Genomic DNA, 26782 nt, shown 5'->3' with positions numbered 1-26782 from the left:
GACTGATGACCGCGATGACATTCCATGTCGACTCCGAGGTCGGCCGGCTGCGACAGGTGATCCTGCACCAGCCGGGCCTCGAACTCAGCCGGCTGACCCCGGACAACGTCCGGGATCTGCTGTTCGACGACATCCTGTGGGCGAAGCGGGCCCGCGAGGAGCACTACGCGTTCGCACAGGCGCTCCGCGACCGCGGGGTGACCGTGCACTACTTCGCCGAACTGCTCGCCGAGGTGCTGAGCCAGCCGGACGGCCGCACCTGGGTGATCGAGCGGGTCATCACCGAGGACACGGTCGGACCGACCCTCGTCGATCCGCTGCATCGCATCGCCGACCAGGCCGACGCCGGCCGTCTCGCCGAGCTGATGATCGGCGGTGTCCTGAAGAGCGAACTGGCGCCGCTGGTGTCTCCGCGGAGCCTGCGGTGGGAGCTGATGGGCGCGGACGACTTCGTGCTGACGCCGTTGCCGAACCACCTGTTCCAGCGGGACAACTCGGCCTGGCTCTACAACGGGGTCAGCATCAACCCGATGGCGATGCCCGCGCGCATGCGGGAGTCGGTGCACAGCACGGCGATCTACCGGTACCACCCGATGTTCGCCAAGGGCGAGTTCCAGATCTGGTACGGCGACGACGACGCGTCGCACCAACCCGCCACGCTCGAGGGCGGCGACATGCACGTGCTCGGCCACGGCGCGGTGATGATCGGCCTGGGCGAGCGGAGCACGCCGATGGGCGTGGAGAACCTGGCCCGGTCCCTGTTCGCCCGGGGCGGCGCGACCAAGGTGATCGCGATCGAGCTGCCGCACTCGCACGCGATGATGCACCTCGACACGGTGATGACGATGATCGACCGCGAGACGTTCGTCATGTACCCGTACCTGAAGGACGACCTGCGGTCGTGGACCGTGCTGCCCGATGAGGCGGACGGGCTGCGGGTCGTGCAGAACGACGACCTGTTCGCGACGATCGCCGAGACGTTGGGTCTCGACCGGGTGACGGTGCTCCGCACCGACGAGGACGAGCGCGCCGCGCAACGCGAGCAGTGGGACGACGGCAGCAACTTCCTCGCTGTCGAGCCCGGCGTGATCTTCGGTTACGAGCGCAACGTCACGACCAACACGTTCCTCCGCAAGCACGGTATCGAGGTGGTGACGATCGCCGGCAGCGAACTCGGTCGCGGCCGCGGTGGTCCCCGCTGCATGAGTTGCCCCATCGAACGCGACGCAGCCTAGGAGATCGAACAGATGCCGTTCAACCTGCGCAACCGCAGCTTTCTCAAGGAACTCGACTTCACGCCCGCCGAATGGCGGTTCCTGCTCGATCTCGCGGCCGAGCTGAAGATCGCGAAGTACGCCGGCTCGGAGCAGCCCCGCCTGCGGGGAAAGAACATCGCCCTCATCTTCGAGAAGACCTCGACGCGCACCCGGTGCGCCTTCGAGGTGGCCGCCCACGACCAGGGCGCGCACGTGACGTTCCTCGACCCCGGCAGCACCCAACTCGGTCACAAGGAGTCGATCGCCGACACGGCACGGGTTCTCGGCCGCTTCTACGACGGCATCCAGTACCGCGGTTTCGGCCAGGAGAACGTCGAGACCCTCGCCCGCTACGCGGGTGTGCCGGTGTGGAACGGTCTCAGCACCGAGTGGCACCCGACCCAGACGCTCTGCGACATCCTGACGATGCGCGAGCACACCGACAAGCACGACTCGGAGGTCGCGTTCGCCTACCTCGGCGACGCCCGCAACAACATGGGCAACTCGCTGCTCGTCACCGGCGCGATGATGGGCATGGACGTCCGCATCGTGGCACCGAACACGCGCTGGAACGCCGACGACGTCGTCAAGGAGGCCCGCCAGCTCGCCGAGACCACCGGCGCGCGGATCACGTTGACCGACAACGTCGAGGAGGGCGTGCGCGGCGTCGACTTCCTCTACACCGACGTGTGGCTGTCGATGGGCGAGCCCAAAGACGCGTGGGACGAGCGCATCAAGCAACTGCACCCGTACCAGGTGAACATGGACATGATCCGGGCGACCGGGAATCCGCGGGTGAAGTTCATGCACTGCCTGCCGGCGTTCCACGACCGCCGCACCAAGGTCGGTGAGGAGATCTTCGAGCACACCGGGCTCGACGCGCTGGAGGTCACCGACGAGGTGTTCGAGTCGCCGTACTCGATCGTTTTCGACGAGGCCGAGAACCGCATGCACACGATCAAGGCCGTCATGGTCGCCACCCTCGGCGGGTGAACCGGCCATGCGGATCGTCATCGCGATAGGCGGTAACGCCCTGCTCGAACGCGGCCAGAAGCCGGAGGCCGCCACCCAACGGGCCAACGCGATGCGGGCGGTGGAGGCGCTCGCGCCGCTCGCGGCCCGGCACGAACTCGTCATCACCCACGGGAACGGGCCACAGGTCGGCATGCTCGCGCTGGAGAGCGCGGCCGACCCGGCCCTGGAACGGCCCTACCCGTTGGACGTGCTCGGCGCGCAGACGCAGGGAATGATCGGTTACTGGTTGCTGCAGGCGCTCCAGAACGCGCTTCCCGGCCGGCAGGTGACGGCCATCGTCAACCAGACGCTGGTGTCGGCCGCCGACCCCGCGTTCGAGAACCCGACGAAGTTCGTCGGCCCGGTCTACGACCAGGCGACCGCCGATCGGCTGGCGGCCGAGCGCGGCTGGCACGTGAAGGCCGACGGCGCGTACTGGCGCCGCGTCGTCCCGTCACCCGCGCCGAAACGGGTCGTCGAGACGCGCATCATCCGGCTCCTGCTCTCGTCGGGCGCCGTCGTGGTGTGCGCGGGCGGCGGCGGCGTGCCGGCGGTCCGCAACGAGGACGGCCACCTGGAGGGCGTCGAGGCGGTCGTCGACAAGGACCTCGCCACGTCGGTGCTCGCCGAGTCGCTGGAGGCGGACGCGCTGCTGCTGCTGACCGACGTTCCGGCCGTCATGCGGGGGTTCGGCACCCCCGAGGCCGAGCCGATCCTGCGCGCCACGCCGGCCGCACTCCGCCGGGAGCAGTTCCCGGCGGGCTCGATGGGCCCGAAGGTCGAAGCCGTGTGCCGGTTCGTCGAGATCACCGGCGACATGGCCGGCATCGGCGCGCTCGCCGACGCCGAACTGATCCTCACCGGCAAGGCGGGCACCGTGGTGACGCCCGCCGGCGACTACGGCGGCGCGAACGACCTGAAACCACCGCTGTGAGCCCGCGACAGGAGAACCGGAGGTTCCGATGAGCAACGAACGAGGCCCGCGCCCGGGTCCGGCCCGTGCCGTGCGCCTCCTCGGCGTCCTGCTGATCGTGGCCGGTGCCGTGCTGCTGGTGGCCGGCGTCGTCACCTGGATCACCGTGCAGAACCAGCTCGCCGACGAGAACATCACGGTGTCCGAGGACGCCGCGAACTTCGCCGGGGAGAAGGTCGACGGACCGCTGACCGCCTACGCGCAGGCCGAGGTCATCGAGAAGCACGCGCTCGAAGCCAGTGGCGGCAAGACCTACGCCGAACTCGACCGCACCGATCCGGCCCGGGCCACCGTGATGAACGCGTCGTTCCTGCGCGCGTCGCTGTTCACCTCCGTCGTCGCCTTCGGGATCGCGGCGATGGCGGCCGGCATCGGCGTGTTGATCGGCGTGATCGGCTACGCCCTGATGCTGGTGGCCCGGGGCCTGGCGGTTCCCGTGCCGAGGGCCGCGCCCGCCGGTGAAGGACCGTGATGTCGGTCGACCTGAAACCCGACGTCGCCGGCGCGGGCCGGGACCGGTGGTACGCGATGACCGTCGAGGAGGTGGCCCGGGCACTGTCGGTCGACCGGCTGCGCGGGCTGCCGCCCGACGAGGTGGCGGCCCGCCGGGCCCGGCACGGTCCGAACCGCCTGGTGTCGGCACCGCCGCCGCCGTGGTGGAAGCTGCTGCTGGCCCAGTTCACCGAGGGCCTGATCCTGGTGCTGCTGGGCGCGGCGGTGCTGTCGTTCGTGATCGGCGAGATCGAGGAGGCCGTGTTCATCACCGCGCTGCTCGTCTTCAACGGGCTGCTCGGTTTCTGGCAGGAGACGAAGGCGCAGCGGTCGCTCGCCGCGATCGAGGCGATGGTGGTGCCGCTGACCCGGGTGCGCCGCAACGGCATCACGCAGGAGGTGCCCGCCGAGGACCTGGTTCCGGGTGACATCGTGCTGCTCGAAGCCGGCGACACCGTCCCGGCCGACGGGCGGCTCGCCGCCGCCCACCGCCTGGCGATCGCCGAAGCGGCGCTGACCGGTGAGGCGGTACCGGTCGACAAGGGCACCGGGGCGGTTCCGGCCGACACCGTCCTCGCCGACCGGACGGGCATGGCGTTCACCCACACGGCGGTGACCGCGGGCCGCGCCGAACTGATCGTCACCGGTACCGGCATGTCCACCGAGATCGGCAAGCTCGCCACGCTCATGGGCGAGGTCGAGCCGGAACCGACGCCGTTGCAGCGCCAGACCACCAAACTCGGGCACCGCCTGGCGATGATCGCGGGCGCCGCCGTGGTGCTGCTGTTCGTGATCGGGCTGATCCGCGGCGAGGACGTGGAGGAGCTGATCGTCGGATCGATCGCGCTCGCCGTCGCGGCGATTCCGGAGGCGCTACCGGCGACGGTCACCGTCACCCTGGCGATCGGCATGGGCCGGCTGGCCCGGCGGCGGGCGGTCGTCAAGCGGCTGCACGCCGTGGAGACGCTCGGGTCCACGTCGGTGATCTGCAGCGACAAGACCGGAACGCTGACCCTTAACCAGATGACCGTGCGGTCGGTCGTCCGCGATGCGGAGGAGTACGCGGTCGAGGGGCAGGGGTACGCGGCCGAGGGACGCATCACGTCGCCCGACATCGACCGGGGTCCACCGGACCTGCGCCAGCTCGCGGCCGTGCTGCTGCTGTGCAACGACGCGGTCATCCGCGACGGCGCCTGCATCGGCGACCCCACCGAGGGCTCGCTGCTGGTGTTCGGCGCGAAGGCCGGCATCGACGTCGCCGGCGCCCGGGACCGGCTGCCCCGGGTCGGCGAGATCCCGTTCGACTCGGCCACCAAGTACATGGCCACCTTCCACGAGGACCGTCTCGGGCAGCATCCGGATCGGGTGCTGGTGTGCGTCAAGGGCGCGGTCGAGAGCGTGCTGCAGCGCGTCGACCACCTCGCCGACCGGGACGGTAACCGCGAGCCGCTCACCGACGAGGGCCGCGCCGCCATCCGGGCGGCCGTCGACCACCTCGCCGGCCAGGGCCAGCGCGTGCTCGCCGCCGCCGGCGACTGGGTACCGCGTTCCCGCGTCGAGCCGGCCGGAGGCCCCGGCGGAGACCCGGGCGGAGACCCGGGCGGGGACCTCGACGGAGGCCCGGCCGGAGACCTCGACGGCACCCTGGTCGAGGCCGCGACGGGCCTCACGTTCCTGGGCATCGTGGGGATCGTCGACCCGCCCCGCGAGGCGGCGAAGGACGCCATCGCGGCGGCCCACCGGTCCGGCATCGGGGTCAAGATGATCACCGGCGACCACCCGACGACCGCGCACGCGATCGCCGGCGCGCTGGGCATCACCGGTGACGTCGTCCGCGGCGTCGACCTGGAAACGATGGACGACGCGGAGCTGGCGTCGCGCGTCCGCGAGATCGGTGTCTTCGCCCGCGTCGCGCCCGAGCACAAGTTGCGCATCGTGCGCGCCCTGCAGGCGCTCGACCTCGTGGTCTCGATGACGGGCGACGGGGTCAACGACGCGCCGGCGCTGGAGAAGGCGGACATCGGCGTCGCCATGGGCATCACGGGCACCGAGGTGACCAAGGAAGCCGCCGACATGATCCTGCTGGACGACAACTTCGCGACGATCGTGTCGGCGGTCCGCGAGGGCCGCACGATCTACGAGAACATCGTGAAGTTCGTACGGTTCCAGCTCTCCACGAACCTCAGCGCGATCGGGACGGTGCTCGCCACCGTGCTGCTCGGCATGGCGGCGCCGTTCACGACGATCCAGATCCTGTGGGTGAACCTCATCTGTGACGGGCCACCCGCGCTGGCACTGGGCGTCGACCGGCCCCGTCCGCAGGCGATGGACGAGCCGCCGCGTCCGAAGAGCGCGCAGATCCTCTCCGGGACGCGGCTGCTGGTGCTGCTGTGGCTCGCCGGCATCATGGGCGCGTGCACGCTCGGCGTGGTCGCCTGGGCCGAGCACGCCTACGACGCGGCGACGGCCGCCACGATGGGCTGGACGACGTTCGTGCTCGCCCAGTTGTTCAACGTCTTCAACGCGCGGAGCGAACGCACGTCCACGTTCCTTTCGGGCTTCTTCACCAACCGGTACCTGTGGATCTCGGTGCTCTCGGTCGCCGCCGCGCAACTGGCCATCGTGAAGGTCGAGTGGCTGCGCCACTTCTTCGAGGCCGCGTACCTGACCGGAGGCCAGTTCTGGCTGTGCGTCGCGGCCGGATCCGTCGTCCTCTGGCTGGAGGAGCTCCGCAAGGTGGTCGTTCGCCGGGGGTGAGGGGGGTGACGCGTGCCGGGCCGTCACGGGCCCGGCACGCGGACCACGACACCGGCCTACCGCACGGCCGGTCACACCCTGCAGATCACCCGACGGGGGCGAGGCGGCGGATGCGTTGTCTGTCGAGAGTGGGTCGATGGGAACATCGTCGAGCACAACTTCGGATACCGGTGCCGCACCGGTGCCACCGGCTCGCAGACGTGGCCCGTTGCCGATGTGGAGTCTGGCCGCTGCGGGGGCCGGCATCGCGCTCGTTTCGGGCTTGCTGGGTGGCGCGATCGTGCACTGGACGGCCGACAGCAAGGCGGCGGCCGGCGGCGCCGTGACCTCCTGCGCGGCCTCCACCGTCGCCGAGGACGTGCTGCCCGCGGTGGTCACATTGATGGTGTCCAACGGGTCGACCGGTGGTAACGGCAGCGGTTCGATCATCCGGTCCGGAGGACACATTCTGACCAACGACCACGTGATCTCCCCGGCGGGTTCGACCGGCACGATAGACGTGTTGTACAGCGGCGGGCAGACCGTACGCGCCACCGTGGTCGGGCGGGCGCCGCGCGTGGATCTCGCGGTGGTCAAGGCCGACCCGCCGAGGGGTGCGTCGACGATCACGATAGGTCGGTCCGCGCCGCTGCGGGTCGGCCAGCCGGTCGTCGCGCTCGGCTCACCGCTCGGCCTCAGCGGTACCGTGACCACCGGCATCGTCAGCGCGCTGGGGCGCGACGTGCCGGTTCCCGCCGACGGCGGGGAAACCGCGGTTCTGCCGGGCGCCATCCAGACCGACGCGGCGATCAACCCGGGCAACTCCGGCGGGGCGCTGGTCGACTGCGCCGGCGCGCTGGTCGGGGTGAACACCGCGATCGCCACGGTGCCCAGCGCGTCGGGGGATGCCGGCGGCGGCAGTGTGGGCATCGGCTTCGCGGTTCCGGTCGACGTGGCCATGATGGTCGCCGACCAGTTGATCGCCCAAGGCAGGTTCAGCCCGCCCTACGTCGGGGTGTCGGTGGCACCGATTCCCGCGGCCATCGCCGATCGGTTCGGCCTGACCCACGGACTCTTCGTGCAGGCGGTCACTCCTGCCGGTCCGGCGCAGCAGGCGGGTTTGCGCCCCGGCGACATCATCACCGCCGTCGAACGCCGGGCCGCGATCGGTTCGGACAGCCTGTTCCTGGCGACGCTCACCAAGCAGCCCGGTGACCGTGTCGCCGTCGAGTACACGCGGGCGGGAACCGCCGAGCAAACCACAATCACCCTCGGCAGTCCTCCCTGATGGCTGCGCACAAGCGTGGACACACACACTACAGACGTGTCGTATTCGGATTCGGGTCCGGTTCGGGGATCATCCGCAGCGGATGAGGATCCGGTTTCCGGTTGCTGACAGTGTCGTTCGATCAGCCGCGGATGGCCGAAGGTGATACGCCGCGGAACGGCGCCGAAATGGAGGTATCGACATGTCCGACTTGATAATTATCGGATACGACGACCACGACACCGCCAGGCAGTCGTACGAGCAGGTGATCGAGTTGCAGAAAGACCACATCGTCGAGCTGACGGGTCTCGCCGTGGTCACTGTGGACTCCGGTGGACATACTCATGTCGACACGCCTACCAAGATAGTGTCCGGGTCCGCCACGGGTGGGGCTTTGTGGGGGGCCGTGTTCGGTCTGCTGTTCCTGGTTCCCGTCGCCGGAGCGGTGCTCGGCGGCGCCCTGGGTGCGCTATTCGGCAAGTTGAGCCAATCGGGTATCGACAAGTCGTTCCGGGACCGTGTTCAGTCTCTGCTCGAACCGGGCAAGGCGGCCGTCGTGATCATGAGCCGGCAGCGTACCGAGGACAAGTTCACCGATGCACTCAAGCCGTTCGGCGGCAGGATTCTGAAGACGTCGCTGTCGAGCGAGCAGGAGCGGGAGCTGGCCGATGACATCGAAGCGGCGTAACCGGATCGGCCGACGATCGTCGAGGCCCCTGGTGAATGTCACGAAGGGACGCGTCATGGCGACAGCGGCGGGTCTGTTCGTGGTCGCGGGCACCGTCGGCGCCGCCATCTGGGTTCTGCTCGGCCGTAGGACCGATGAACCGGCCCGGCCGGACACCGTTCCCGCGTCCGAAGAGCAGGTCAATACGTAACCGCGGCGCAGACGAAAGGGAGACACGCCATGTCCGACAACCGCAGCCTCGGGGTGTATTCGGAGGTAGGCCGGCTGCGCAAGGTGCTGGTCTGCGCGCCCGGCCTGGCCCACCGGCGGCTCACCCCCACCAACAACGACGACCTGCTGTTCGACGACGTCATGTGGGTCGAGATGGCCCAGCGCGACCACGCCGACTTCGTCAACAAGCTACGCCACCGGGGCGTCGAGGTGGTCGAGCTGCACGACCTGCTCGCCGCCACGATGGCGATCCCACCGGCCCGGGACTGGCTGCTCGACCGGAAGGTCATCGCGAACGAGGTCGGCATCGGCCTGCTCGACGGCACCCGGTCGTTCCTCGAGACCCTCAAGCCGGCCGAACTCGCCGAGTTCCTGATCGGCGGGCTGGCCACCAGCGACCTGCCCGACGAATTCCGCTCCGGCTATGTCTCGCTCGCCCGGGAGAGCACCGGGATTCGCGAATACCTCATGCCGCCCCTGCCCAACACCCTCTACACCCGCGACACCACGTGCTGGCTCTACGGCGGGGTCACGATGAACCCGCTCTACTGGCCGGCCCGGCACGACGAGACCCTGCTGATGAAGGCCATCTACCAGTTCCATCCCGACTTCAACGACGCCACCGTCTGGTGGGGCGACCCGGAGCAGGAATGGGGCTTGTCCACCTTCGAGGGCGGCGACGTCATGCCGGTCGGCAACGGCGTCGTACTGGTGGGTATGAGCGAGCGCACCTCCCGGCAGGCCATCACCCAGGTGGCGGCGGCGCTGTTCGCCGCGCAGGCCGCCGAACGCGTCGTGGTGGCCGGGATGCCCAAGCTGCGGGCGGCCATGCACCTCGACACCGTCTTCACCTTCGCCGATCGCGACATCGTCACGCTCCACCCGGCGATCGTCGACGGCGTCCACACGTTCTCGCTGCGCCCCAGCGACCGCGCTCCCGGCGTGGAGGTGGTCGACGAGGGCGACCGCCGGTTCGTCGACGTGGTGGCCGAATCGCTCGGCCTCAAGCAACTGCGGGTCATCGAGACCGCCGGCGACGTGTACGCGTCCGAGCGGCAGCAGTGGGACAGCGGCAACAACGCCGTCGCCGTCGAGCCGGGCGTGGTCTTCACGTACGACCGCAACACGCAGACCAACACCCTGCTGCGCCGCGCCGGCGTGGAGGTCATCACGATCGTGGGCGCCGAGTTGGGCCGGGGCCGCGGCGGCGGCCACTGCATGACCTGCCCGCTGGTCCGCGACGCCGTCGATTTCTGAGAACGCGCTGGGGGACCTGGAGGCGTAATCATGACGAAGCACCAGGTCCCGACCACGAGGCGACCGTCGATGTTCGACGCCGTGCTCCCGCTGGTCGCGCTCGCCGGGCTGATCGCCAGTGCGCTGGCGCTGTTCGGTCTGGACGCCCTGGACGGGCCGATCCAGGTGGCTCTGGTGGTGTGTGCCGCGATCGCGGCGTTGATCGCGCTGAAGAACGGGCACAGCTGGGAAGAGGTGCAGAGCGCCGGCCAGGAGGCGATCGCCTCGGTGACCAGCGCCATGTTCATCCTGCTGGCGGTCGGCGCGCTGATCGGTACCTGGAACCTGTCCGGCACCATTCCGACGCTCGTCTACTACGGGATCCAGGTGCTGTCGCCGTCGTGGTTCTACGCGGCGACGGCGATCATCTGCGGGATCGTCGCGCTGAGTATCGGCAGTTCCTGGACCACCGCGGCCACGATCGGGGTCGGCCTGGTCGGTATCGGTGACCTGCTTGGCCTCTCGCCCGGGATCACGGCGGGTGCGGTGATCTCGGGGGCGTACCTCGGCGACAAGACCTCGCCGTTGTCGGAGACCACGGTTCTGACCGCTCAGATGGTCGGGGTCGATCCGCGCGAGCACATCAAGCGGCAGGTCTGGACGTCGGTGCCGGCGTTTCTGATCGCGCTGGTCGTCTTCTTCGTCCTGGGCTGGGTCAAGGCTCCGAACGTGGACGACGACGTGTCGACGGCCACCGAGCTGGCCGACCTGGACAAGCTGTTCTGGATCAGCCCGGTGAACCTGTTGCCGTTGCTGCTGCTGATCGTGCTGTCGGTGCGTAAGGCGCCGGCGTCGTTGGCCCTGCTCGGGTCGGCGCTGTTCGCCGGCGTGCTGGCGGCGTTCACCCAGCGCCAGGTCGTCGCGGACTTCGTCGCCGGGCAGGGCAACGCGGTGGTGGAGTCGATCAAGGCGACCTGGTTGACGATGGCGACCGGGTTCCATGCCGACACCGGCCTCGAAGAGATCGACCGGTTGGTCTCGCGCGGCGGCATGTCGAGCATGCTGTTCACGCTGTGGCTGATCTTCGGAGCGGTGACGTTCGGCGTCCTGCTGGAGAAGTTCGGGTTGATCTCGCGACTGGTCGACCCGATGGTCGCCGCCGCCAAGAGCACGGGGCGGCTGTTCCTCACCGTCTTCGCGTGTGCCTTCGGCCTGAACGTCGTCGCCGGCGACCAGTACATCGCCCTGGTACTGCCGGCGCGCGTCTTCCGGGCCGAGTTTGCCCGGCGCGGCCTGGCCCCGACGAACCTGTCCCGGCTGACCGCCGACAGCGGAACCGTCACCTCCCCGCTGGTCCCATGGAACTCGTGCGGCGCGTTCATGGGCGCCACGCTCGGCGTCTCCACGCTGCTGTACCTGCCGTACGCCGTCTTCTGCTATGCGAGTCCCGTACTGAGCGTGTTGTACGGCTTCACCGGATTCAAGATCGAGAAGGTCGAGCCGGTCGAGCTCGACCCGCCACCAGGACGGAGCGACTGACAATGGCAGACACAGTACCCACGACGGGCACCTCGGTCGCCGGCACCTCGGCCGTTCACGCCTCGCCCGTTCACACCTCGGTCGACGGCACGGCGGCCGCTCACAGCTCGCCCGACGGCGCTTCGGTCGCGGACTCCCCGGTCGTGACGCCGGGCAAGATGACCATGCCCACCCTCACCGCGATGGTGGTCGGCAGCATGGTCGGCGCCGGCGTGTTCTCGCTGCCGGCCCGCTTCGGTGTGGCTACCGGCATCCTGGGGTCGCTGATCGCGTGGGCGATCGCCGGGGCGGGGATGTTGATGCTCGCCTTCGTGTTCCAGAACCTCGCCGTCCGCAAACCCGATCTCGACTCGGGCGTGTTCATCTACGCCAAGGCGGGCTTCGGCGACTACGTCGGCTTCAACTCCGCGTTCGGTTTCTGGGCGAGCGCGATCGCCGGCAACGCGTTCTACTGGGTGTTCATCAACGCGACGCTCGGCGCGTTCTTTCCCGCCTTCGGCGACGGTGACACCGTCCTCGCGGTGGCGGTATCCACCGTGGGCGTCTGGCTGTTCCACTACCTCATCGCGCGGGGAGTCCGCGACGCGGCCGTCATCAACCGGATCGTGACCATCCTCAAGATCATTCCGATCCTGGTCTTCATCGTCGTGCTGTTCATCGCCTTCGACGCGGGCGTCTTCGCCGACAACTGGACCGCCTCCGGCTACGGCGACCTCGGCTCGATCAACGACCAGGTCCGCAACACCATGATCATCACGACGTTCGTGTTCCTCGGCATCGAGGGTGCGAGCGTCTACTCCCGCTACGCCAAGAGGCGCCAGGACGTCGGCCGGGCTACCGTCCTGGGCTTCCTGATGGTCCTGTCGATTTTCGCCCTGGTGACGTTGTCGAGCTACGCGGTGATGGCCCAGCCGGAGATCGCCGGGACGCGGCAGCCCTCGATGATCGGCGTGTTCGAGCACGTCGTCGGCGACTGGGGCCGCTGGTTCATCAGCGCCGGCGTCATCATCTCCGTCCTCGGCGCGTACCTCGCCTGGACCCTGATGGCCGCCGAGGTGATGTACATACCGGCCCACAACGAGGACTTCCCGGCCTTCCTCGGCAGGGAGAACGACAAAGCGACGCCGATCACCGCGCTGGTCGTCACCTCGCTGGCGGTCCAGGGACTCCTCGCCGCGACCCTCGTCCTGACCGACGCCCTGAACTTCATGCTCGACCTCTGCACCAGCCTCGCGCTGATCCCGTACTTCCTCGCCGCCGCGTACGCACTGAAGCTCGGCCTCACCGGCGAGTCCTACGAGGACGTGACCGGCCGGACCCGCCGCAAGGAGACGATCATCGCGGGTATCGCGACGGTCTACATACTGTTCCTGTTCGAGGCCGCCGGCCTGGAGTTCCTGCTGTTGTGCTCGATCATTCTCGCTCCGGGCACCCTGCTCTACGTAAAGGCCCGCAGCGAACGGGGCCGCAGGCTGTTCACGCCCACCGAGATCGCGCTCTGCGTCATCATCGTGGCCGCCGGAGTCACCGGAGTCGCCGGCCTGTGGGCCGGTTTCATCGCCATCTAGCGTGTCTTCCGCTGACCTGCCGGGTGGCCGGCCCAGCGGATCTCGCTGCCGAGCAGCACGCCGAGCGCGACGGCGACCATCGTCGCCGCGGTGGTGAGCAAGGTGTCGAGAGCGTCCAGCGGGTCGGCACCGAGGTACTTGGTCACTCCCAGCAGACCGAGCGCTCCCGGCACCAGCAGCCAGAAGGCGGGCAGGACGCTGACGGGCGCCGGTGGCCCGTTCGCCGCACGCGCGACCAGCCGGGCGACCGGGGTCATGAGCACCGCTCCGACGAAAGCCGACACGACCCCGCCAAGGAAGAACCCTCCGACGACCTGCCCCGCGTACGCGATGTAGAGCACCAGCAGCAGCCATCCGAGCGAGGCGAGGCGAGCGCAGTGGTGCAGCACGATACCCGTGCCGAAGAGAGCGACGCCGATCCAGGTCGTCCAGGTCGGCAACGGCTGTGCGCTGATCCCGACGACGGTACTGGCCGGGGCACCGACAAGCTCGGCCGCGCTGGTCATGCCGAGCGCCAGCAGGAACAGGCGCATGCTGCCGGACGCCAGCCGACCGGCTCCGGAAATCATCTGCCCGGTGGCCAGCTCGATCGCCGCCGTGGTCAGCAGCGCGCCGGGAAGAAACGTCACCAGCGGCGCGGCCAGCGGCGCCAACACACCCGTGCCCGGGACGAGCCGGGCGAGCAGGAAGGCCGCGGTCGCCACGCCGAAAGCGCACGCCGGTGGAAGAAACGGCTGCCACCGCGCCGGCGCCCGGTCCGTCGCCAGTTGCAGCAGGCCGACCCCCGCCCCGAGCAGCACAGCGGCCCACAGGCCGGTCCAATCGGCCCGCAGTACCAGGGCGAGCCCGGTCGTCAGCAGCGTGTAACCGGCCACCCGGACCGCCGGCCCGAACGCCGGCGGCAGTAGGCGGATCCGGTTGAGCTCGTCCAGCCCGTCAGCCGGCCGGACCTGACCGCGCTCCGCTGACCGGACGAGCCGGTGGAGGGCGTCCATCTGTTCCAGGCGGAGCTGCTCGGTGCCGGCGGGTGCGACCGCGGTCTGCACCGTACCCAGAGTGGGCGCGGTGACGAACAGCGCCGTCGCCAGGACGACGGCCTCCGCGTCCGGAACGCCGTTGACCGCCGCCACCCGGCCCAGGCTCTGCTGAACCGAGGACACCGGCTCGCCGCCGTCGATCAGCGCCTGTCCCAGCGCCACGAGGAACGGCACGAGCGACCCGGAGACACCCGGCTCCGGCGGTCGCGGGTCGCTCGTGCGGCGGGTGACACGCTCGGCCCGGCGGCCGATCGCGAGCACAACCGCGCCCGTGACCAGCAAGGCGCCCACGGCCGCGAGCAGCATGGACACCGTGATGCCGTACCGCATCACCGCAGGGGAACTCGTGGCCAACGGCGGCAGTACGGACGCTGCAGGCATCGGCGCCGGCTACGAGCCGGCGAGCCCCTCGACGAGTTCTCTCTCGTCCTCGTTGGACAGTGACGTCTGCAGTACCTCACCGCCGAACGGGCGCATGGCGTCGCTGAACTTGTCCTGCGTGATCCTCTTGGCCATGATGACGACGGCCCCACGGCCGGGAGCGAGCAACGTGTCGATCCGCTCGCGGAACGACGCGTTGATGCCGGACTTCGCCAGCCGGCCCATCAACGCGCCGATCGCGCCACCGACGATCATTCCGGCGAACGGAACCACGAAAAGAACACCGAATATCATGCCGAAGAGCGCACCGGACAATGCCGAGTCGGTGACCTGCTTTCCGGGAGTGTCCACGTGGCTCTTCCCGTCAGAATCGACGGTGACCACGGCCAGCCCCGCGAGTTCGACGATGTGCGTGCTCCGCAGCGACTGCACCTTCTCGTAGGCTCTCTCAGCGGTGTCGTGGTCGTCGTATCCGATGATGATCAGCTCTGACATGGCTCCTCCGCGAGAGATTCCGAGGAAGGGTGCGACGAATACTGTCGTGGTGCGGTCGCGTTGGTGTATCCCCCGCCGCGGATGATTGATTGATCCGCCCGCGTCGCACAATCACCTGTGGAGGAGGACGCACGGGAGACGTCGGCGGATCCACCGTGGAGGCGACGAGGGCCGGTCCGTCACGAGTGGCAGGAGCATCGCGTGGACGACACGACGCACGATGAGAACCGGGTCAGCGACGCCGTCCGGGAGCCCGCACCCGCCACCGGAGAGGCCCGGTCCGGGCCCGACGAAACACCGTCGGGCGGACGCTGGGGCCGGTTCCTCCGCCGGTGGCGGTACAGTTTCGTCGGGCTCGTCGTGGCCACCGTGTTCTTCTGCATATCGTTGACCCCCTCGCTGCTGCCGCGCGGAATCCTGTTCCAGGGCCTCATCAGCGGACTCCTGGCCGCGATCGGGTACGGCCTCGGAACCCTCGGGGTCTGGGTGGCCCGCCACCTGTCCGGGCGGCCCCAACCGTCGCCCGGTCCGATGGCGTGGAAGGTGTTCGCCGCGCTGGCGACGGTCGCGGCGGTGACGTTCCTCGTGCTGGGCGCCATGTGGCAACGCGAGATCCACCGTCTCATGGACGTCGACTCCCCACCGGGGTTCGCCTTCGTCCTCGTGCTGCCGATCGCCGTGGTGACCGCGGCCGGATTCGTCGGCCTGTTCCGGCTGCTACGGCGGGCGACCCGGAGCCTCGCCGGCCTGCTGGGCCGGTGGATCCCGGCGGCGGCCGCCCAGGTGATCGCGGCGACCGTCGTCGTGGTGCTGCTTCTCGGCGTGCTGAACGGCGTCGTCCTGGACGGGATGTTCGCCGTCGCGGACGGGGCGTTCCGCGCCGTCAACGGTGAGACGCGCCCCGACGTGGAGGCGCCCGACGACCCGATGCGCTCCGGCGGACCGGACTCGTTGGTCTCCTGGGAGTCGCTGGGCAACCAGGGCCGCATCTTCATCTCGGGCGGGCCACGCACCGATGCCCTGGAGGACTTCGGCGGGACGGGAGCGAAGCCACCCATCCGCGTCTACGTGGGCCTGGAGTCGGCGCCGACCTCCCGGGAGCGGGCCGCGTTGGCGGTGCGGGAACTGCAGCGCACCGGCGCGTTCCAGCGCCGGGTGCTGTGCGTGATCACCACCACCGGCACCGGTTGGGTCAACCGGCAGGCGGTCGAGCCGCTGGAGTACATGTACAACGGCGACACGGCTCTCGTCGCGACGCAGTACTCGTACCTGCCCAGCGCGATCTCGTTCCTGGTCGACCAGAGCCGGGCCCGGGAGGCCGGCCGGGACCTGTTCGACCAGGTGTACGGCGTGTGGTCGCGGCTTCCCCGCGATCAGCGTCCCAAGCTGCTCGTCTTCGGCGAGAGCCTCGGCTCGTTCGGCGCCGAGGCGGCGTTCAGCGGCCCGGACGACATCCGCAACCGCACCGACGGGATGCTGTTGATCGGGCCCCCCAACGGCAACCAGTTGTGGGGAGAACTCGTCACGGACCGCGACCCGGGCAGCTCCGAGGTTCTGCCGGTCTACGAGCGGGGCTCAACGGTGCGGTTCGCCGCCGTTCCGGCGGATCTCGACCGGCCGGACACGGTCTGGGAGAACCCACGGGTCGTCTACCTGCAGTACCCGTCCGATCCGATCACCTGGTGGTCGCCGCGGCTGATGGTGCGCCGTCCCGACTGGTTGGCCGAGCCCCGGGGATCGGACGTCCTGCCCAGCATGCGGTGGTTCCCGTTCGTGACGTTCTGGCAGGTGTCGGCGGACATGGCGTTCGCGAACGGGGTGCCCGCCGGCCACGGCCACAACTTCGGGTCGCTCCCGGTCGCGGCCTGGGCCAGGATCGCCCCGCCGGACGGTTGGACCGCTGACCGCACCACCGCACTCACCGAGCTGATGTCCTCCGACGGCTGATCGGTGACGGATTCCACGCCAGACCATCACGGGAAGCGCCACGGTATGAACGCACTTCTGAACTCGCTGACCGAGAACGAGCTGTCGCTGGTCCGGGAGACCGAGCGCGCGCGGCTTGCCGAGCTGGACGAGGACGGGCTGGTCGAGCTGCACACCCGCGTGCGGCGCGCCCGGGACAAGTACGTCAAGCTGTACCGCCGCCGGGCGGCGGCCCGCATCGAGGAGGTGGGCGGCCGGGGGAGGGCGTACCCGAAGAACACCCGCAACCGGACCAAGGCCGAGGTGTTCGAGGACGCGCTGGCCCGGGTCAGCGCCCGCCTCGCGGCGGCGGCCCGCGCCAGTGCTCGCGCGCTGCGCGCCGAACGGCTGGCCGAGGCGCGGAACGCCCGGAACACGGCGCCCCCAGCGGCGCCGGCCGCCGAAAGAACCGACGGGCGCGTCGCGCAGCGGCTCGACCGCCGGCCGGACCACCTGGGTCTGCCCAAGCGCCACGCCTCCACCCGGGCGGTGGGTGCGCGGCGTCAGGCCCGCCACGACAGCCGCTGATCGTGGCTCGGGCGGCTCACCGTGCCGTCATGCGTTCTCACCCGATCGGGATGAGGTGCGGGCGCGGGCGGAGACGGACCCTGTGGGGCGACCGTCGACGAGCACCGGGAGACGACCATGACTGACAGTCCGGCGACACCGGGTGCCGAGGCCCCGGCGGGCCTGCGCCCCAGCCTCGCCAGCCAGCAGGTGGTGATCCGCGATTCCGGCCTGTTCCCCTGGTGGTCCGTCGTCGGGCTGGGGATCGTGTCGGTGCTGCTCGGCATCGTCGTGGTGGGCTGGCCCACGGCGACGCTCAAGGTGATGGCGGCACTGGCCGGGCTCTGGCTGCTGCTCGGCGGGCTGGTGCGCATCTTCAGCGCGTTCGTCTCCGGCCGGGGTGTGGGGCGGCAGATGCTGTCCGGCATCGTGGGCGTCGTCCTCGTCATCGTCGGCGTGGCGTGCTTGCGCGACCTCGTCCGCACCGTGGAGCTGCTCGCGGTCGTGGTGGCCGTGACATGGTTGCTGAGCGGGATCGCCGAGGTGGTCATGGCCGCCGACGCGAAGCGCGGCGGGTCGCGGGTCGCGCTGCTCGCCACCGGTCTGATCTCGATCGTGCTCGGGCTGGTCTTCCTGTTCGTGCCGCGCTTCTCGCTGGGCGTGCTGGTCCTGATGACCGGCCTGGGTTTCATCCTGACCGGCGCGATGCAGGTGGTGGTCGGGCTCCAGCTCCGCCGGAGCGGTCCCGAATCCTGACGCCGTCATCGCCGCCGGGTGGACGTCGCGGCATCATCCCGTACGGACGATGCCGCCGGGCCCTGCGGTCTGGATGGTGGGCCTACACACGCCAACCGAAGGGTGGGGATCCCATGACCGACGACTCGCAGCAGACGACAAGCGCTCGGCTTCTCATCACCAGCTCGGCGCTCCTGGCCGCGGCCGCGGCGCTCGGGATGGCCGGGCTCGGGGTCGCCACCGTCGCCCTGGGGGTGATGGCACGGCGTCGGATCGACCACATGGAGGTGCCACCGACCGAACTCGCCAGACGGCAGTGGCGGCTGGCCAGGGCGGCCGTCAAGGCCGGTGCCGGCGCATGGCGCAACGGCGCCGACGTGTATGTCGTGACCACCGACCCAGCGGAGAGCCGGGAACCCGCCGCCACCTGACGAACCCGGTGACAGCGGGCGGAGTCAGGGGCGCCGGTCGGGTGGTGGCGCGGTTCGGGCGTCCCGGTCACCATCGGGCTGAGAGATCCGATCGACCGGGACGTCGGTGTAGCTACGGACCGGCACCCGGATGGTCACCAGGCCGGCGTCGCGGAACTGGAAAGTGACGACGACACTGGACCCGCCGCGCAGGGGCCGTCGCAGCCCGGACAGCTCCAGGTGCGGTCCGGTGACGTCGTGGAGAACGGCGGCGCCGCTGGCGGGTACGGCCATCTGCAGGGGCGACCGCGCAGCGGCGTCGCCGTCGCGGAGGACGACCTCCCGGGCGACGTCGGTGCTCGCCGCGGTGAGGACGTCCTCGGCCCCGCCGAAGTTCGCGATCGTCAGGAGCAGAGCGGCGCTGTTCCCCGCGACATGGATGCTGCCGCGCGGGCCCGGGGAGTCGACCGCCACGCGGAGCAGCCGAAGCGGGCCCACCTGCCCGTCCACGCTGTCGACCTGCTGAGATCCGGCCTGCGCCGAGCAGCCGGCGGACCCCAGCAGGGAGAGCAGGATCGCCGCGAAGACTCCGACACGATTCACGTCACACCCTCCAAGGCAACGTCTCACGGGCCCGGCACGCGCACCACGACCGTCCGGGCGAGCTTGTCGTGCACGCCCTGGCGGCGTCTGTCCACAAGGGACCAGACCGCGCCGATGGGCAGGTAGGCCAACAGGATCGCCCGGACGAGCGACGCGAACCACGACACCGGCCGGCCGTTCACCTGGATCACCCGGACGTCGAGCAGCGCCATGCCCGGTGTGCGTCCGGCGAGCCGCCAGAAAAGCATGCTGTAGAACGCGAGGAACGCGGGCATGAACAGCACGAGGTACCGCACCGCGACCCGGGCGGCGTCCCGTGCCCCCGCGAGGAGAGCGGTGCTCATGAGTTCGACGACGACGGCGATGCCACCGACGACGATGGCGACCAGCAGCACGTCGACCACGTAGGCGACCGTTCGGCTGACGGCTCCCGCGTACGCGCGGTCGGTGGGAACGGTCGCGACGCGGGCGACGGGAACGGTCACAACGCGGGCGACGGATCCGGCGCCGGCGGGGCGGCCGGCGGGGCAGTCGGCGGGGCAGCCGGCGCGGCCTGGGCGGCCGGCGCGGCCGAGCGCCGCAGGATCCGGGACGTCCACCGCTCGACGGTCGTGTCGCCGGCCAGTGCTCCGGCCCGCACGTGGCCGACGATCTCGTCGATCATGCTGTCGCGCTGCCCACGCACCAACGACCGCACCCGTTCCGGCTCCGCCTCCAGGCGCGCCAGCACGTCGTCGAGGACCGCCGCCACCACCGGCCGCAGCACCCGGTTGAGCTGGAGGTCGACGGCCCGGTTGACCATCGCCGAGGTGACGACCGTCGTGCTGGCGGCGTCGACGACGGTCACCGCGAACCGTTGGCCCCGCTGGCGCTGGACGGCGCCGCGGTCGGCCAGACCGGTGAGCCGCCGGCCGACCCGTTCGCCCAGGCGCGAGGCGTCCGAGCGGCTCGGCGTGCGTTGCGCCGCGGCCCGGCCGGCGGCCCCGAGCAGCGCGCCGATCGCGCCGACGGCACCCGCCGTGGCGCCGACGGCGACGTCGGGCAGGAACCACACCCGAATGGGCCCGGCCGCTGTCGGCCCGGATGCTGTCGGCCCGGCCGCCGTCGGCGGCTCCTGCGGGAGAGACGCCGGCGGCGGCTCCTGTTGGGGGATCGCCGGTCCGTTCGTCCGCTGTTCCGGTGATGCGATAACCATCGGAGTGCCAACCTTCCTTGACGTCAGCGCGGTTCGACCGCGAGCACATGGGCCGCCCACGGCGGCAGGTCGACGTACAGGCCGCCGGCGGCGAGATCGTCGCCGTCGCGGTCGAAGACCCGCCCGTCGAGGAGGTCGGTGAGCCGCCACTCGTCGCCACCCAACGCGTCCCACGGCAGCGCGACCAGGCCCTGCGCCGGGTGGTCGGACAGGTTCACCGTGACCACGTGGTGCGGCCGCCGGTCGTTGAGCCAGGCCCAGGCGAGCACGTCGCGGTTGGTCGGGTTGTCGGGCCAGCCGGCGACGTCGAGCAGCGTCCAGGTGCCCCGGCGCGCCTGGGCCGCCGCCGCGACCAGCCGGTGGTAGAAGCCGCGCAGGTCGTCGTCGAGCGGCTCGTCGGGGCGCCGGCCGAGGAACACCGGCAGCCGCGTCCGCCGGCCCTCGAACTGGCCGTCGTGCCACAGCGTCGCACCGGGCAGGGTCGCCACGGCGACGGCGGCGGCGCGGTCGCGACCGCTGGGCAGGGCCGCCGCGGCGCGCGGCTCGTCGTGGTTCTCGATGAAGCGGATCAGCTTGCGCTGGTAGTCCGCCCCGGCGCCGAGATGCGAGCGGACGGACGCGGCGTCCTCCCCGACGAGCCGGTCGTAGAGCCGCTTGTCGTAGCAGAGGTCGAAGCCCTGCCGCTGGAGCGTCCACTCCATGTCCCAGTACGCCTCGGCGATGAGCAGCGCGTCCGGGTGCCGCTGCCGCAGTGCCCCGATGACCGTCGGCCAGAACTCCTCGGCCGGCGCCGGCCCGGCCCACTCGCCCCAGGTCTTGCCGAAGATGTCGTTGGTGAGCAGCATCGCCATGTCGCACCGGACGCCGTCGGCCTGGTCGAGGATGCCGCCGAGCATGTCGACGGTGGCCCGGCGCAGCTTCGGCCGGAACGCGTTGACCTGCACCACGTCGGGCCACGGCGGGAAGTACGGGTCGCGGCCCCGGGCGATGATGTTCCCCCCGATCTCCAGCCAGCCGGCCGGATCACGGGCCAGGTCCTCCGGGCCGCCCCGCACGAACCACTTCGGGTGGTCGACGACGGCCGGGTGGTCGGGGGCGACGTGGTTGGGCACGTAGTCGAGGATCAGGCGCAGCCCGCGCCGGGCGAGTTCGGCCCGCGCGACGGCCAGCGCGGCCGGGCCGCCGAGGCGCTCGTCGACGACGTACCGGCGGACGCAGTACGGCGAACCGACCACGTCGCCGGGCGCGAGGTCGGGCAGGGCCGCGTGGAACGCGTCCTGGAGCCCGGCGTTCCGGTTGGCGATCTCGAGCCCGGCGGGGCTGCGCTCCCAGACGCCCATCAGCCAGACGGCGTCGGTGCCGGGCGGGGCGAGCCGGTCCCAGACGTCGGCGGGCAGGTCGCCCAGCGTCACCTGCTCGCCCAGCCGTTGCCGCTGGTCGGTCAACCAGGGCCAGGTGTCGACCTCGTACACCACAACGGTCATGCCCGCTCCTCCGCGGTCCGGGCCCGACGGACCCCGCCCAGCCCCCGCGCGAACAACTCGGGTGCCGTGAGCCCGGCGAACAGGTTCGGGAACACCGCCACGAGACCGGTCCACCCGGTCTGGTGGGTGGCACCGAGGCCCGCACCGTTGTCACCGTGAAAGTACTCGGAGAACGTGACCAGATCGCGCCAGTGCGCGTTTTCGGCGAAGATCGTCTGGCCGCCGTAGCAGGGGCGGCGACCCGCGGCGTCGGGCAGGAAGATGCGCGTGAGGCGGTCCGAGATCTCGCGGGCCACCTCGAACAGCGTCATCAGCCGTCCCGACCCGGTGGGGCACTCGACCGTGAGCCCGTCGCCGTAGCCGACGTAGAGGTTGAGCAGGGCCCGGATCACCAGCGCGTTCATCGGGAACCACACCGGGCCGCGCCAGTTGGAGTTGCCGCCGAACATCCCGCTGTCCGACTCGGCCGGCAGGTACGAGACCTCGTACCACCGGCCGTCCACCTCGAGGCCGTAGGGCTGGTCGGCGTGGTGGCGGGACAACGACCTGATCCCGTACGGGCCGAGGAACTCGTTCTCGTCGAGCAGGCGGGCCAGCATCCGGCGCAGGCGTTGCTCGTCGAAGAGGGCCAGCACGTGACGGCCCTCCTCGCCGCGGAACCAGCCCGGTGACAGCACCGACGCGACGCTCGGGTGACGGTCCACGAAGTCGCGGGCCGCGTCGAGGAGCTCGGGGTAGCGGCCGGTCACCTCGGGGGCCAGCACGGTCGCCGCGGCCAAGGGAAGCAGTCCCACCATCGAGCGGACGCGCATGCGGGTGGTGCTGCCGTCGGGCCGGCGCAGCAGGTCGTAGAAGAACCCGTCCTCCTCGTCCCACATGCTCTCGGTCTTGCCCGCCGTCCGGTTGACCGCGACGGCGATCCAGGCGAAGTGCTCGAAGTACGTCAGCGCCGGCTCGACGAAGCCGGGATCGTCGGCCGCCAGTTCCAGCGCGATCTGGAGCATGTTCTGGCAGTACAGTGCCATCCACGCGGTTCCGTCGGCCTGGTCGAGGCGGCCGCCGGTGGGCAGCGGGGCGCTGCGGTCGAAGACCCCGATGTTGTCCAGGCCCAGGAAACCGCCCTGGAAGACGTTGCGACCGTCGACGTCCTTGCGGTTGACCCACCACGCGAAGTTCGCGGCGAGCTTGTGGAACGCGGTCTCCAGCCAGGCCCGGTCGCCGTGTCCGGTGTTCGCCTTCTCCAGCTCGTACAGCAGGTACGTCGCCCAGGCGTGTACCGGCGGGTTGACGTCGCTGAAGTTCCACTCGTACGCCGGGATCTGCCCGTTGGGGTGCAGGAAGCGCCGGCTCAGCAACAGGTCGAGCTGCGCCTTGGCGAAGGCGATGTCGACCAGCCCCAGCACCACGGCGTGGAAGGCGAGGTCCCAGGCGGCGAACCAGGGGTACTCCCAGGTGTCCGGCATCGCGATGACGTCGTGGCTGACCAGGTGCGGCCAGTCGCCGTTGCGGACGCCGCCGGCGTCCAGCGGGTCGACGCCGTGCTCGGCGAGCCACTGCTCGACGTCGTACCCGAAGTACTGCTTGCTCCACAGCATTCCGGCGAGGGCCTGGCGCACGACGAGCCGCTCGTCGTCGCCGAGTTCCGGGGCGAACAGCGCCGCGTAGAACTCGTCGGCCTCCGCCCGGCGTCGGTCGACGATCTCGTCGAACGCCACGGCCGAGACCCGGTCGTCGCGGGCACCGGGTACGACCGGCACGTCGGTGAGCCGCAGCCGGACCGTGCCGGAGCCACCCGGTGGCAGCCAGAGCGGCACGTCGACGGACACCTTCGTGCCGGTTCCGGACCGGTTCACCGCGCCGGTCTCGCCGTGCACCACGTACCGGTCGACGGCGTCCTTGACGTACGGGGACGCGTTCGGCGTGCCGAAGAGCCGCTCGGTGTTCGTGTCGTTGCCGGTGAACAGCAGCCGGTCGGCGTTCGGGCACAGCAGCCAGCGCTCGCCGAGCCGTTCGTGCGTCGCCGCGACGACGGACGCGCCGGGCACGCCGGCCACCTCGCGGAGCCGCGGCCGGGCCGTGTCGGGTCCCGGGCCCGCGCTCCAGGTGTTCCGGAACCACAGCGTCGGCAGCAGGCGCAGTTCCGCCGTCTCCGGCCCCCGGTTGTGCACGGTGATCCGCAGCAGCACGTCCTCGGGCGTGGCCTTGGCGTACTCGACGACGACGTCGAAGTAGCGGTCCTCGTCGAAGACACCGGTGTCGAGCAGTTCGTACTCGAAGTCGGCCCGGCCGCGGGCCTGGTTGGTGGCGACGAGATCGGCGTAGGGGAACGCGCGCTGCGGGTACTTGTACAACATCCGCATGTAGGAGTGCGTCGGCGTGTTGTCGACGTAGAAGTAGTACTCCTTGACGTCCTCGCCGTGGTTGCCCTCGGCGTTCGTCACGCCGAAGAGGCGTTCCTTGATGATCGGGTCGCGCCCGTTCCACATGCCGACGGCCAGGCAGAGCGTCTGCTCGTCGTCGCTGATCCCGCCGATGCCGTCCTCGCCCCAGCGGTAGGCACGCGAGCGCGCCTGGTCGTGGGTGAAGTACGCCCAGGCGTCGCCGCCGGCGCTGTAGTCCTCGCGGACCGTGCCCCATTGCCGTTCGCTGAGGTAGGGCCCCCATCGTCGCCACGCGACTCCCGACCGGTCGCACTCGTCCAGGCGGGAACGCTCGGCACCGGAGGAGACGGTCATGCCGGGTCCCCACTTCGTGGTGACCCGCCCTGACCGGGAGGGCTCTGCTGAATGATTCCCTCGCACAAGTGCTCGGTCATGTCGTGATGCTCGCCGCGCCGTCCCCCCGCCGCGTCACCCGGAGCGAATGACCCGCGGGCGTCAGGCCGTGAACTTCGCGTGGCTCGCCTTCACCGCGGCGCCGAGATCGGTGACGAACTGGGCGCGCTCCTGGTCGGTCCAGCCCGCGCTGCTGATCTTCGACGCCGTCAGGTACGCCGACCAGCGCATGTTCGCCGCGCGCATCTCGAGCGTCAGGGCGACCGTGGTGGCCGCCTGCACGCCGCCCGTGCGGGTGGCGTACGCCTCGTCGCCGATGCCGTCGAGCGTCTTCGTGCCCGGGTCGTTGAGCTTGGCGTTGTCGAGGCCCAGCTTCTGCTGGTCGACGGCGAGCTTCGGGTCGGTGTAGACGGTGACGATCATCAGCAGCGACATGACCGCCGCCGTGCCCTTCTGCCGGCTGATCGTGCAGGTCATCGTCGAGACGATCGTGCTGAGCTGCCGGTTGACGGTGGGCGCCGTCGCCTGCGTGTCGAACTGGGTCGCCAGCCGGCCGAGGTCGACGCTCAGGCACAGGTTCTCGGGCAGCTTCGTCGCGTCGTACCGGGCCGACCCGCCGGACGCCGGCGTCGGCTGGCCGGTGCCGCCGGTCGGCGTGGTCGGGTTCGCGCCGGGCTTTCCGTCGTCCTTGTTGACCACGTACACCACACCGGCGACGCCGGAGGCGAGCACCACCAGCACCACGGCGACGATGGACAGCACCAGCGCCAGGCTGCCGCGCCGCGGCTCACCCGGCCGTCCGGGCGGCGTCATGCCCGGCGATCCCGTGCCCGGCGGTGCCGTACCGGGCGGGGCCGCGCCGCCGAACGGTGCCGGCCCGAACGGTGCCGGCCCGAATGCGCCGGACACCGGACCGGCCGGCCCGCTGACGCCCGACACCGGCGCGGCCGGGCCGAACGCACCCGACACCGGCGCGGCCGGTCCGCCCCAGGCGGTCGGCACCGGACCGGACATCCCGCCGGATACCGGACCGGAGAGGGGACCCGACACCGGCCCCGACGGAGGACCGGAGACCGGCCCCGTCGGCGGCGCGGACACCGGGTTCCCCGCGGCGACCTGAGCCGCACCGGCGTGCGAGGCACCGCCCGTGTGCGACGTGCCGCCCGCCGGCGGCAGGTGGAGGGCGCCCTCGGCCACCACCAGTTCCGGCTGCTCGATCACGATCGGTGGCACGCCCGTCGCCTCGGTGAGCATCGTCGCGACCAGGGGGATCCGGCTGGCGCCGCCGACCAGGACCACCGCCGCCGGGCCGGTGCCGGTGTCCCGGATCAGCGACCGGGTGAGCGCGACGGTCGGCCGCAGCACCGGCCCGATCAGCCCGTCGAACTGCTCGCGGCCGAGCGGCGCCTCCCGGCCCAGCGCCGGGATCGCGATGACCGTGCCGCTGGTGCGCGACAGCATCTCCTTGGCGTTGCGGACCTCGTCCCAGACCTGCCGTCGGGTCACCGCGTCGGTCCACAGCGTGCCGTACGTGGCCTCGAGGAACGCCACGATCGCCGCGTCGACGTCCAGCCCGCCGACGTCGTTGAGGCCGTCGGACGCGATCACGTCGAACCCGTGCGGCCGCCGGAGCAGCACGGTGACGTCGCACGTGCCGGCGCCCAGGTCGTAGACCACCACGCGGCTGCCGACCGGGACCGACCCGCTCATCGTGTGTGCGAAGTAGGTGGCGGCGGCGACCGGCTCGGGCACCAGCCGGGGCCGGCCCAGCCCGGCCCGCTCGGCGGCCTCGACCAGCAGCGCGCAGCGGCGCGCGCCCCACGCCGCCGGGTGGGTGATCGTCAGCTCGCCGAACCGCCCGGCCACCCGACCGGCCTCCTGCGCGACCCGCACCAGCACGGCGCCGAGCAGGTCCCGGACCGGCACCTCGGCGGGGCCGAGCAGGACCACGTCGTCGTCGATGCGCCGCTTCGGGTTGGGTTCGAGCCGTTCCGGGTTGCCGCGCCCGAGGTGGGCGGCGTCGCGGCCGGTGTGCAGCGTCCCGTCGGCACCGAAGAGGACGGCCGAGGACAGCAGCGGCGACCCGTCGAACAGCAGCGGCCGGATGCGTCCGTCGGGCCACTGCAGCATCGCGATCGTGGTCGACGTACCGAGATCGACCCCGAGTCGCGGCATAGTCACGGTCGCCGAGCATAGCCGTGACCGTGGTAGACCATG

At 70.8% G+C, this 26782-nt stretch carries 23 protein-coding genes; 15 read left to right on the top strand and 8 right to left on the bottom strand.

Annotated elements, in window-relative coordinates:
• The first annotated feature begins 14 nt into the window (after positions 1-14).
• The 11 genes from Vau01_RS15405 to Vau01_RS15360 all read left to right on the top strand — a co-directional run bounded on the left by Vau01_RS15405 (position 15) and on the right by Vau01_RS15360 (position 12979).
• On the top strand, positions 15-1235 hold the full coding sequence (locus tag Vau01_RS15405; RefSeq protein ID WP_203992596.1) for an arginine deiminase: 1221 nt from the start codon (positions 15-17) through the stop codon (positions 1233-1235).
• Between the two features lie 12 nt (positions 1236-1247).
• Complete coding sequence (gene argF, locus Vau01_RS15400) at positions 1248-2249, top strand: ornithine carbamoyltransferase (RefSeq protein ID WP_203992594.1); 1002 nt, start codon at positions 1248-1250, stop codon at positions 2247-2249.
• A 7-nt stretch (positions 2250-2256) separates the two neighbouring features.
• A complete protein-coding gene (gene arcC, locus Vau01_RS15395; protein WP_203992591.1) occupies positions 2257-3204 on the top strand; it encodes a carbamate kinase in 948 nt (315 codons plus the stop codon).
• A gap of 28 nt (positions 3205-3232) precedes the next feature.
• On the top strand, positions 3233-3715 hold the full coding sequence (locus Vau01_RS15390; protein WP_203992589.1) for an aromatic ring-opening dioxygenase LigA: 483 nt from the start codon (positions 3233-3235) through the stop codon (positions 3713-3715).
• Entirely contained in the window at positions 3715-6492 is a 2778-nt protein-coding gene (locus Vau01_RS15385; RefSeq protein WP_203992587.1) for a cation-translocating P-type ATPase, read from the top strand. The genes Vau01_RS15390 and Vau01_RS15385 overlap by 1 nt, the downstream gene beginning before the upstream one ends.
• Before the next feature lie 214 nt (positions 6493-6706).
• The gene (locus Vau01_RS15380; RefSeq protein WP_203992679.1) at positions 6707-7759 is read left to right on the top strand and encodes a S1C family serine protease; all 1053 of its coding nucleotides are present in this window, start codon (positions 6707-6709) and stop codon (positions 7757-7759) included.
• A 181-nt stretch (positions 7760-7940) separates the two neighbouring features.
• A complete protein-coding gene (locus Vau01_RS15375; RefSeq protein ID WP_203992586.1) occupies positions 7941-8426 on the top strand; it encodes a DUF1269 domain-containing protein in 486 nt (161 codons plus the stop codon).
• A gap of 55 nt (positions 8427-8481) precedes the next feature.
• Complete coding sequence (locus Vau01_RS64625; protein WP_275423942.1) at positions 8482-8616, top strand: hypothetical protein; 135 nt, start codon at positions 8482-8484, stop codon at positions 8614-8616.
• A gap of 29 nt (positions 8617-8645) precedes the next feature.
• Positions 8646-9893, top strand: coding sequence for an arginine deiminase (locus tag Vau01_RS15370; RefSeq protein ID WP_203992585.1), 1248 nt, complete (start codon positions 8646-8648; stop codon positions 9891-9893).
• A 30-nt stretch (positions 9894-9923) separates the two neighbouring features.
• Positions 9924-11411 carry a Na+/H+ antiporter NhaC gene (gene nhaC / locus Vau01_RS15365; RefSeq protein WP_239151602.1) on the top strand — a complete coding sequence of 496 codons (1488 nt, stop codon included), beginning with the start codon at positions 9924-9926 and terminating at the stop codon, positions 11409-11411.
• A gap of 2 nt (positions 11412-11413) precedes the next feature.
• Positions 11414-12979 (top strand): basic amino acid/polyamine antiporter, encoded by a 1566-nt coding sequence (locus tag Vau01_RS15360; RefSeq protein ID WP_203992584.1) that lies wholly within the window; start codon positions 11414-11416, stop codon positions 12977-12979.
• Here Vau01_RS15360 and Vau01_RS15355 read toward each other — a convergent pair.
• Positions 12976-14397 (bottom strand): threonine/serine exporter family protein, encoded by a 1422-nt coding sequence (locus tag Vau01_RS15355; RefSeq protein ID WP_203992582.1) that lies wholly within the window; start codon positions 14395-14397, stop codon positions 12976-12978. The two genes, Vau01_RS15360 and Vau01_RS15355, sit on opposite strands and share 4 nt — an antisense overlap.
• Positions 14398-14406: 9 nt before the next feature.
• On the bottom strand, positions 14407-14892 hold the full coding sequence (locus Vau01_RS15350; RefSeq protein WP_203992580.1) for a DUF1269 domain-containing protein: 486 nt from the start codon (positions 14890-14892) through the stop codon (positions 14407-14409).
• A 201-nt stretch (positions 14893-15093) separates the two neighbouring features.
• On the opposite strand from Vau01_RS15350, the gene Vau01_RS15345 reads away from it, so the two are divergent.
• The 4 genes from Vau01_RS15345 (at position 15094) to Vau01_RS15330 (ending at position 18530) form a co-directional block, all read left to right on the top strand.
• The gene (locus Vau01_RS15345; protein ID WP_203992577.1) at positions 15094-16839 is read left to right on the top strand and encodes an alpha/beta hydrolase; all 1746 of its coding nucleotides are present in this window, start codon (positions 15094-15096) and stop codon (positions 16837-16839) included.
• Positions 16840-16884: 45 nt separating this feature from the next.
• Positions 16885-17385 carry a hypothetical protein gene (locus tag Vau01_RS15340; RefSeq protein ID WP_203992575.1) on the top strand — a complete coding sequence of 167 codons (501 nt, stop codon included), beginning with the start codon at positions 16885-16887 and terminating at the stop codon, positions 17383-17385.
• A 117-nt stretch (positions 17386-17502) separates the two neighbouring features.
• Complete coding sequence (locus Vau01_RS15335; RefSeq protein ID WP_203992572.1) at positions 17503-18120, top strand: HdeD family acid-resistance protein; 618 nt, start codon at positions 17503-17505, stop codon at positions 18118-18120.
• A gap of 113 nt (positions 18121-18233) precedes the next feature.
• Complete coding sequence (locus tag Vau01_RS15330; protein ID WP_203992569.1) at positions 18234-18530, top strand: hypothetical protein; 297 nt, start codon at positions 18234-18236, stop codon at positions 18528-18530.
• 24 nt (positions 18531-18554) lie between these two features.
• On the opposite strand, the gene Vau01_RS15325 is transcribed toward Vau01_RS15330, so the two are convergent.
• The 6 genes from Vau01_RS15325 to Vau01_RS15300 form a co-directional block, all read right to left on the bottom strand.
• Positions 18555-19112, bottom strand: coding sequence for a copper chaperone PCu(A)C (locus tag Vau01_RS15325; protein ID WP_203992566.1), 558 nt, complete (start codon positions 19110-19112; stop codon positions 18555-18557).
• Between the two features lie 23 nt (positions 19113-19135).
• Positions 19136-19597, bottom strand: coding sequence for an RDD family protein (locus tag Vau01_RS15320; protein WP_203992562.1), 462 nt, complete (start codon positions 19595-19597; stop codon positions 19136-19138).
• Complete coding sequence (locus Vau01_RS15315) at positions 19594-20307, bottom strand: hypothetical protein (RefSeq protein ID WP_203992559.1); 714 nt, start codon at positions 20305-20307, stop codon at positions 19594-19596. The genes Vau01_RS15320 and Vau01_RS15315 overlap by 4 nt, the downstream gene beginning before the upstream one ends.
• A gap of 23 nt (positions 20308-20330) precedes the next feature.
• Positions 20331-21791: an alpha-amylase family protein gene (locus Vau01_RS15310; RefSeq protein WP_203992557.1), complete on the bottom strand. Its 1461-nt coding sequence runs from the start codon at positions 21789-21791 to the stop codon at positions 20331-20333.
• Positions 21788-24526: an MGH1-like glycoside hydrolase domain-containing protein gene (locus tag Vau01_RS15305; RefSeq protein ID WP_203992554.1), complete on the bottom strand. Its 2739-nt coding sequence runs from the start codon at positions 24524-24526 to the stop codon at positions 21788-21790. The genes Vau01_RS15310 and Vau01_RS15305 overlap by 4 nt, the downstream gene beginning before the upstream one ends.
• A gap of 141 nt (positions 24527-24667) precedes the next feature.
• Complete coding sequence (locus tag Vau01_RS15300; protein WP_239151609.1) at positions 24668-26740, bottom strand: Hsp70 family protein; 2073 nt, start codon at positions 26738-26740, stop codon at positions 24668-24670.
• Positions 26741-26782: the final 42 nt, after the last annotated feature.

It is taken from the genome of Virgisporangium aurantiacum, from assembly GCF_016863635.1.
GTDB classification, from domain to species: Bacteria; Actinomycetota; Actinomycetes; order Mycobacteriales; family Micromonosporaceae; genus Virgisporangium; species Virgisporangium aurantiacum.
The sequence above is the reverse complement of the archived record's forward strand: the minus strand, read 5'-3'. Positions and strand labels throughout refer to the sequence as shown.

Bases quoted from the DNA above. Each gene is read 5' to 3' on its own strand.
- Vau01_RS15340 (WP_203992575.1), top strand. From the start codon at position 16,885: ATGAACGCACTTCTGAACTCGCTGACCGAGAACGAGCTGTCGCTGGTC.
- Vau01_RS15360 (WP_203992584.1), top strand. From the start codon at position 11,414: ATGGCAGACACAGTACCCACGACGGGCACCTCGGTCGCCGGCACCTCG.
- Vau01_RS15375 (WP_203992586.1), top strand. From the start codon at position 7,941: ATGTCCGACTTGATAATTATCGGATACGACGACCACGACACCGCCAGG.
- Vau01_RS15330 (WP_203992569.1), top strand. From the start codon at position 18,234: ATGACCGACGACTCGCAGCAGACGACAAGCGCTCGGCTTCTCATCACC.
- Vau01_RS15370 (WP_203992585.1), top strand. From the start codon at position 8,646: ATGTCCGACAACCGCAGCCTCGGGGTGTATTCGGAGGTAGGCCGGCTG.
- Vau01_RS15405 (WP_203992596.1), top strand. From the start codon at position 15: ATGACATTCCATGTCGACTCCGAGGTCGGCCGGCTGCGACAGGTGATC.
- Vau01_RS15300 (WP_239151609.1), bottom strand. From the start codon at position 26,740: ATGCCGCGACTCGGGGTCGATCTCGGTACGTCGACCACGATCGCGATG.
- Vau01_RS15350 (WP_203992580.1), bottom strand. From the start codon at position 14,892: ATGTCAGAGCTGATCATCATCGGATACGACGACCACGACACCGCTGAG.
- Vau01_RS15385 (WP_203992587.1), top strand. From the start codon at position 3,715: ATGTCGGTCGACCTGAAACCCGACGTCGCCGGCGCGGGCCGGGACCGG.
- Vau01_RS64625 (WP_275423942.1), top strand. From the start codon at position 8,482: ATGGCGACAGCGGCGGGTCTGTTCGTGGTCGCGGGCACCGTCGGCGCC.
- Vau01_RS15390 (WP_203992589.1), top strand. From the start codon at position 3,233: ATGAGCAACGAACGAGGCCCGCGCCCGGGTCCGGCCCGTGCCGTGCGC.
- Vau01_RS15380 (WP_203992679.1), top strand. From the start codon at position 6,707: ATGTGGAGTCTGGCCGCTGCGGGGGCCGGCATCGCGCTCGTTTCGGGC.
- Vau01_RS15335 (WP_203992572.1), top strand. From the start codon at position 17,503: ATGACTGACAGTCCGGCGACACCGGGTGCCGAGGCCCCGGCGGGCCTG.
- arcC (WP_203992591.1), top strand. From the start codon at position 2,257: ATGCGGATCGTCATCGCGATAGGCGGTAACGCCCTGCTCGAACGCGGC.
- nhaC (WP_239151602.1), top strand. From the start codon at position 9,924: ATGACGAAGCACCAGGTCCCGACCACGAGGCGACCGTCGATGTTCGAC.
- Vau01_RS15315 (WP_203992559.1), bottom strand. From the start codon at position 20,307: ATGGTTATCGCATCACCGGAACAGCGGACGAACGGACCGGCGATCCCC.
- Vau01_RS15305 (WP_203992554.1), bottom strand. From the start codon at position 24,526: ATGACCGTCTCCTCCGGTGCCGAGCGTTCCCGCCTGGACGAGTGCGAC.
- Vau01_RS15355 (WP_203992582.1), bottom strand. From the start codon at position 14,397: ATGCCTGCAGCGTCCGTACTGCCGCCGTTGGCCACGAGTTCCCCTGCG.
- Vau01_RS15310 (WP_203992557.1), bottom strand. From the start codon at position 21,791: ATGACCGTTGTGGTGTACGAGGTCGACACCTGGCCCTGGTTGACCGAC.
- argF (WP_203992594.1), top strand. From the start codon at position 1,248: ATGCCGTTCAACCTGCGCAACCGCAGCTTTCTCAAGGAACTCGACTTC.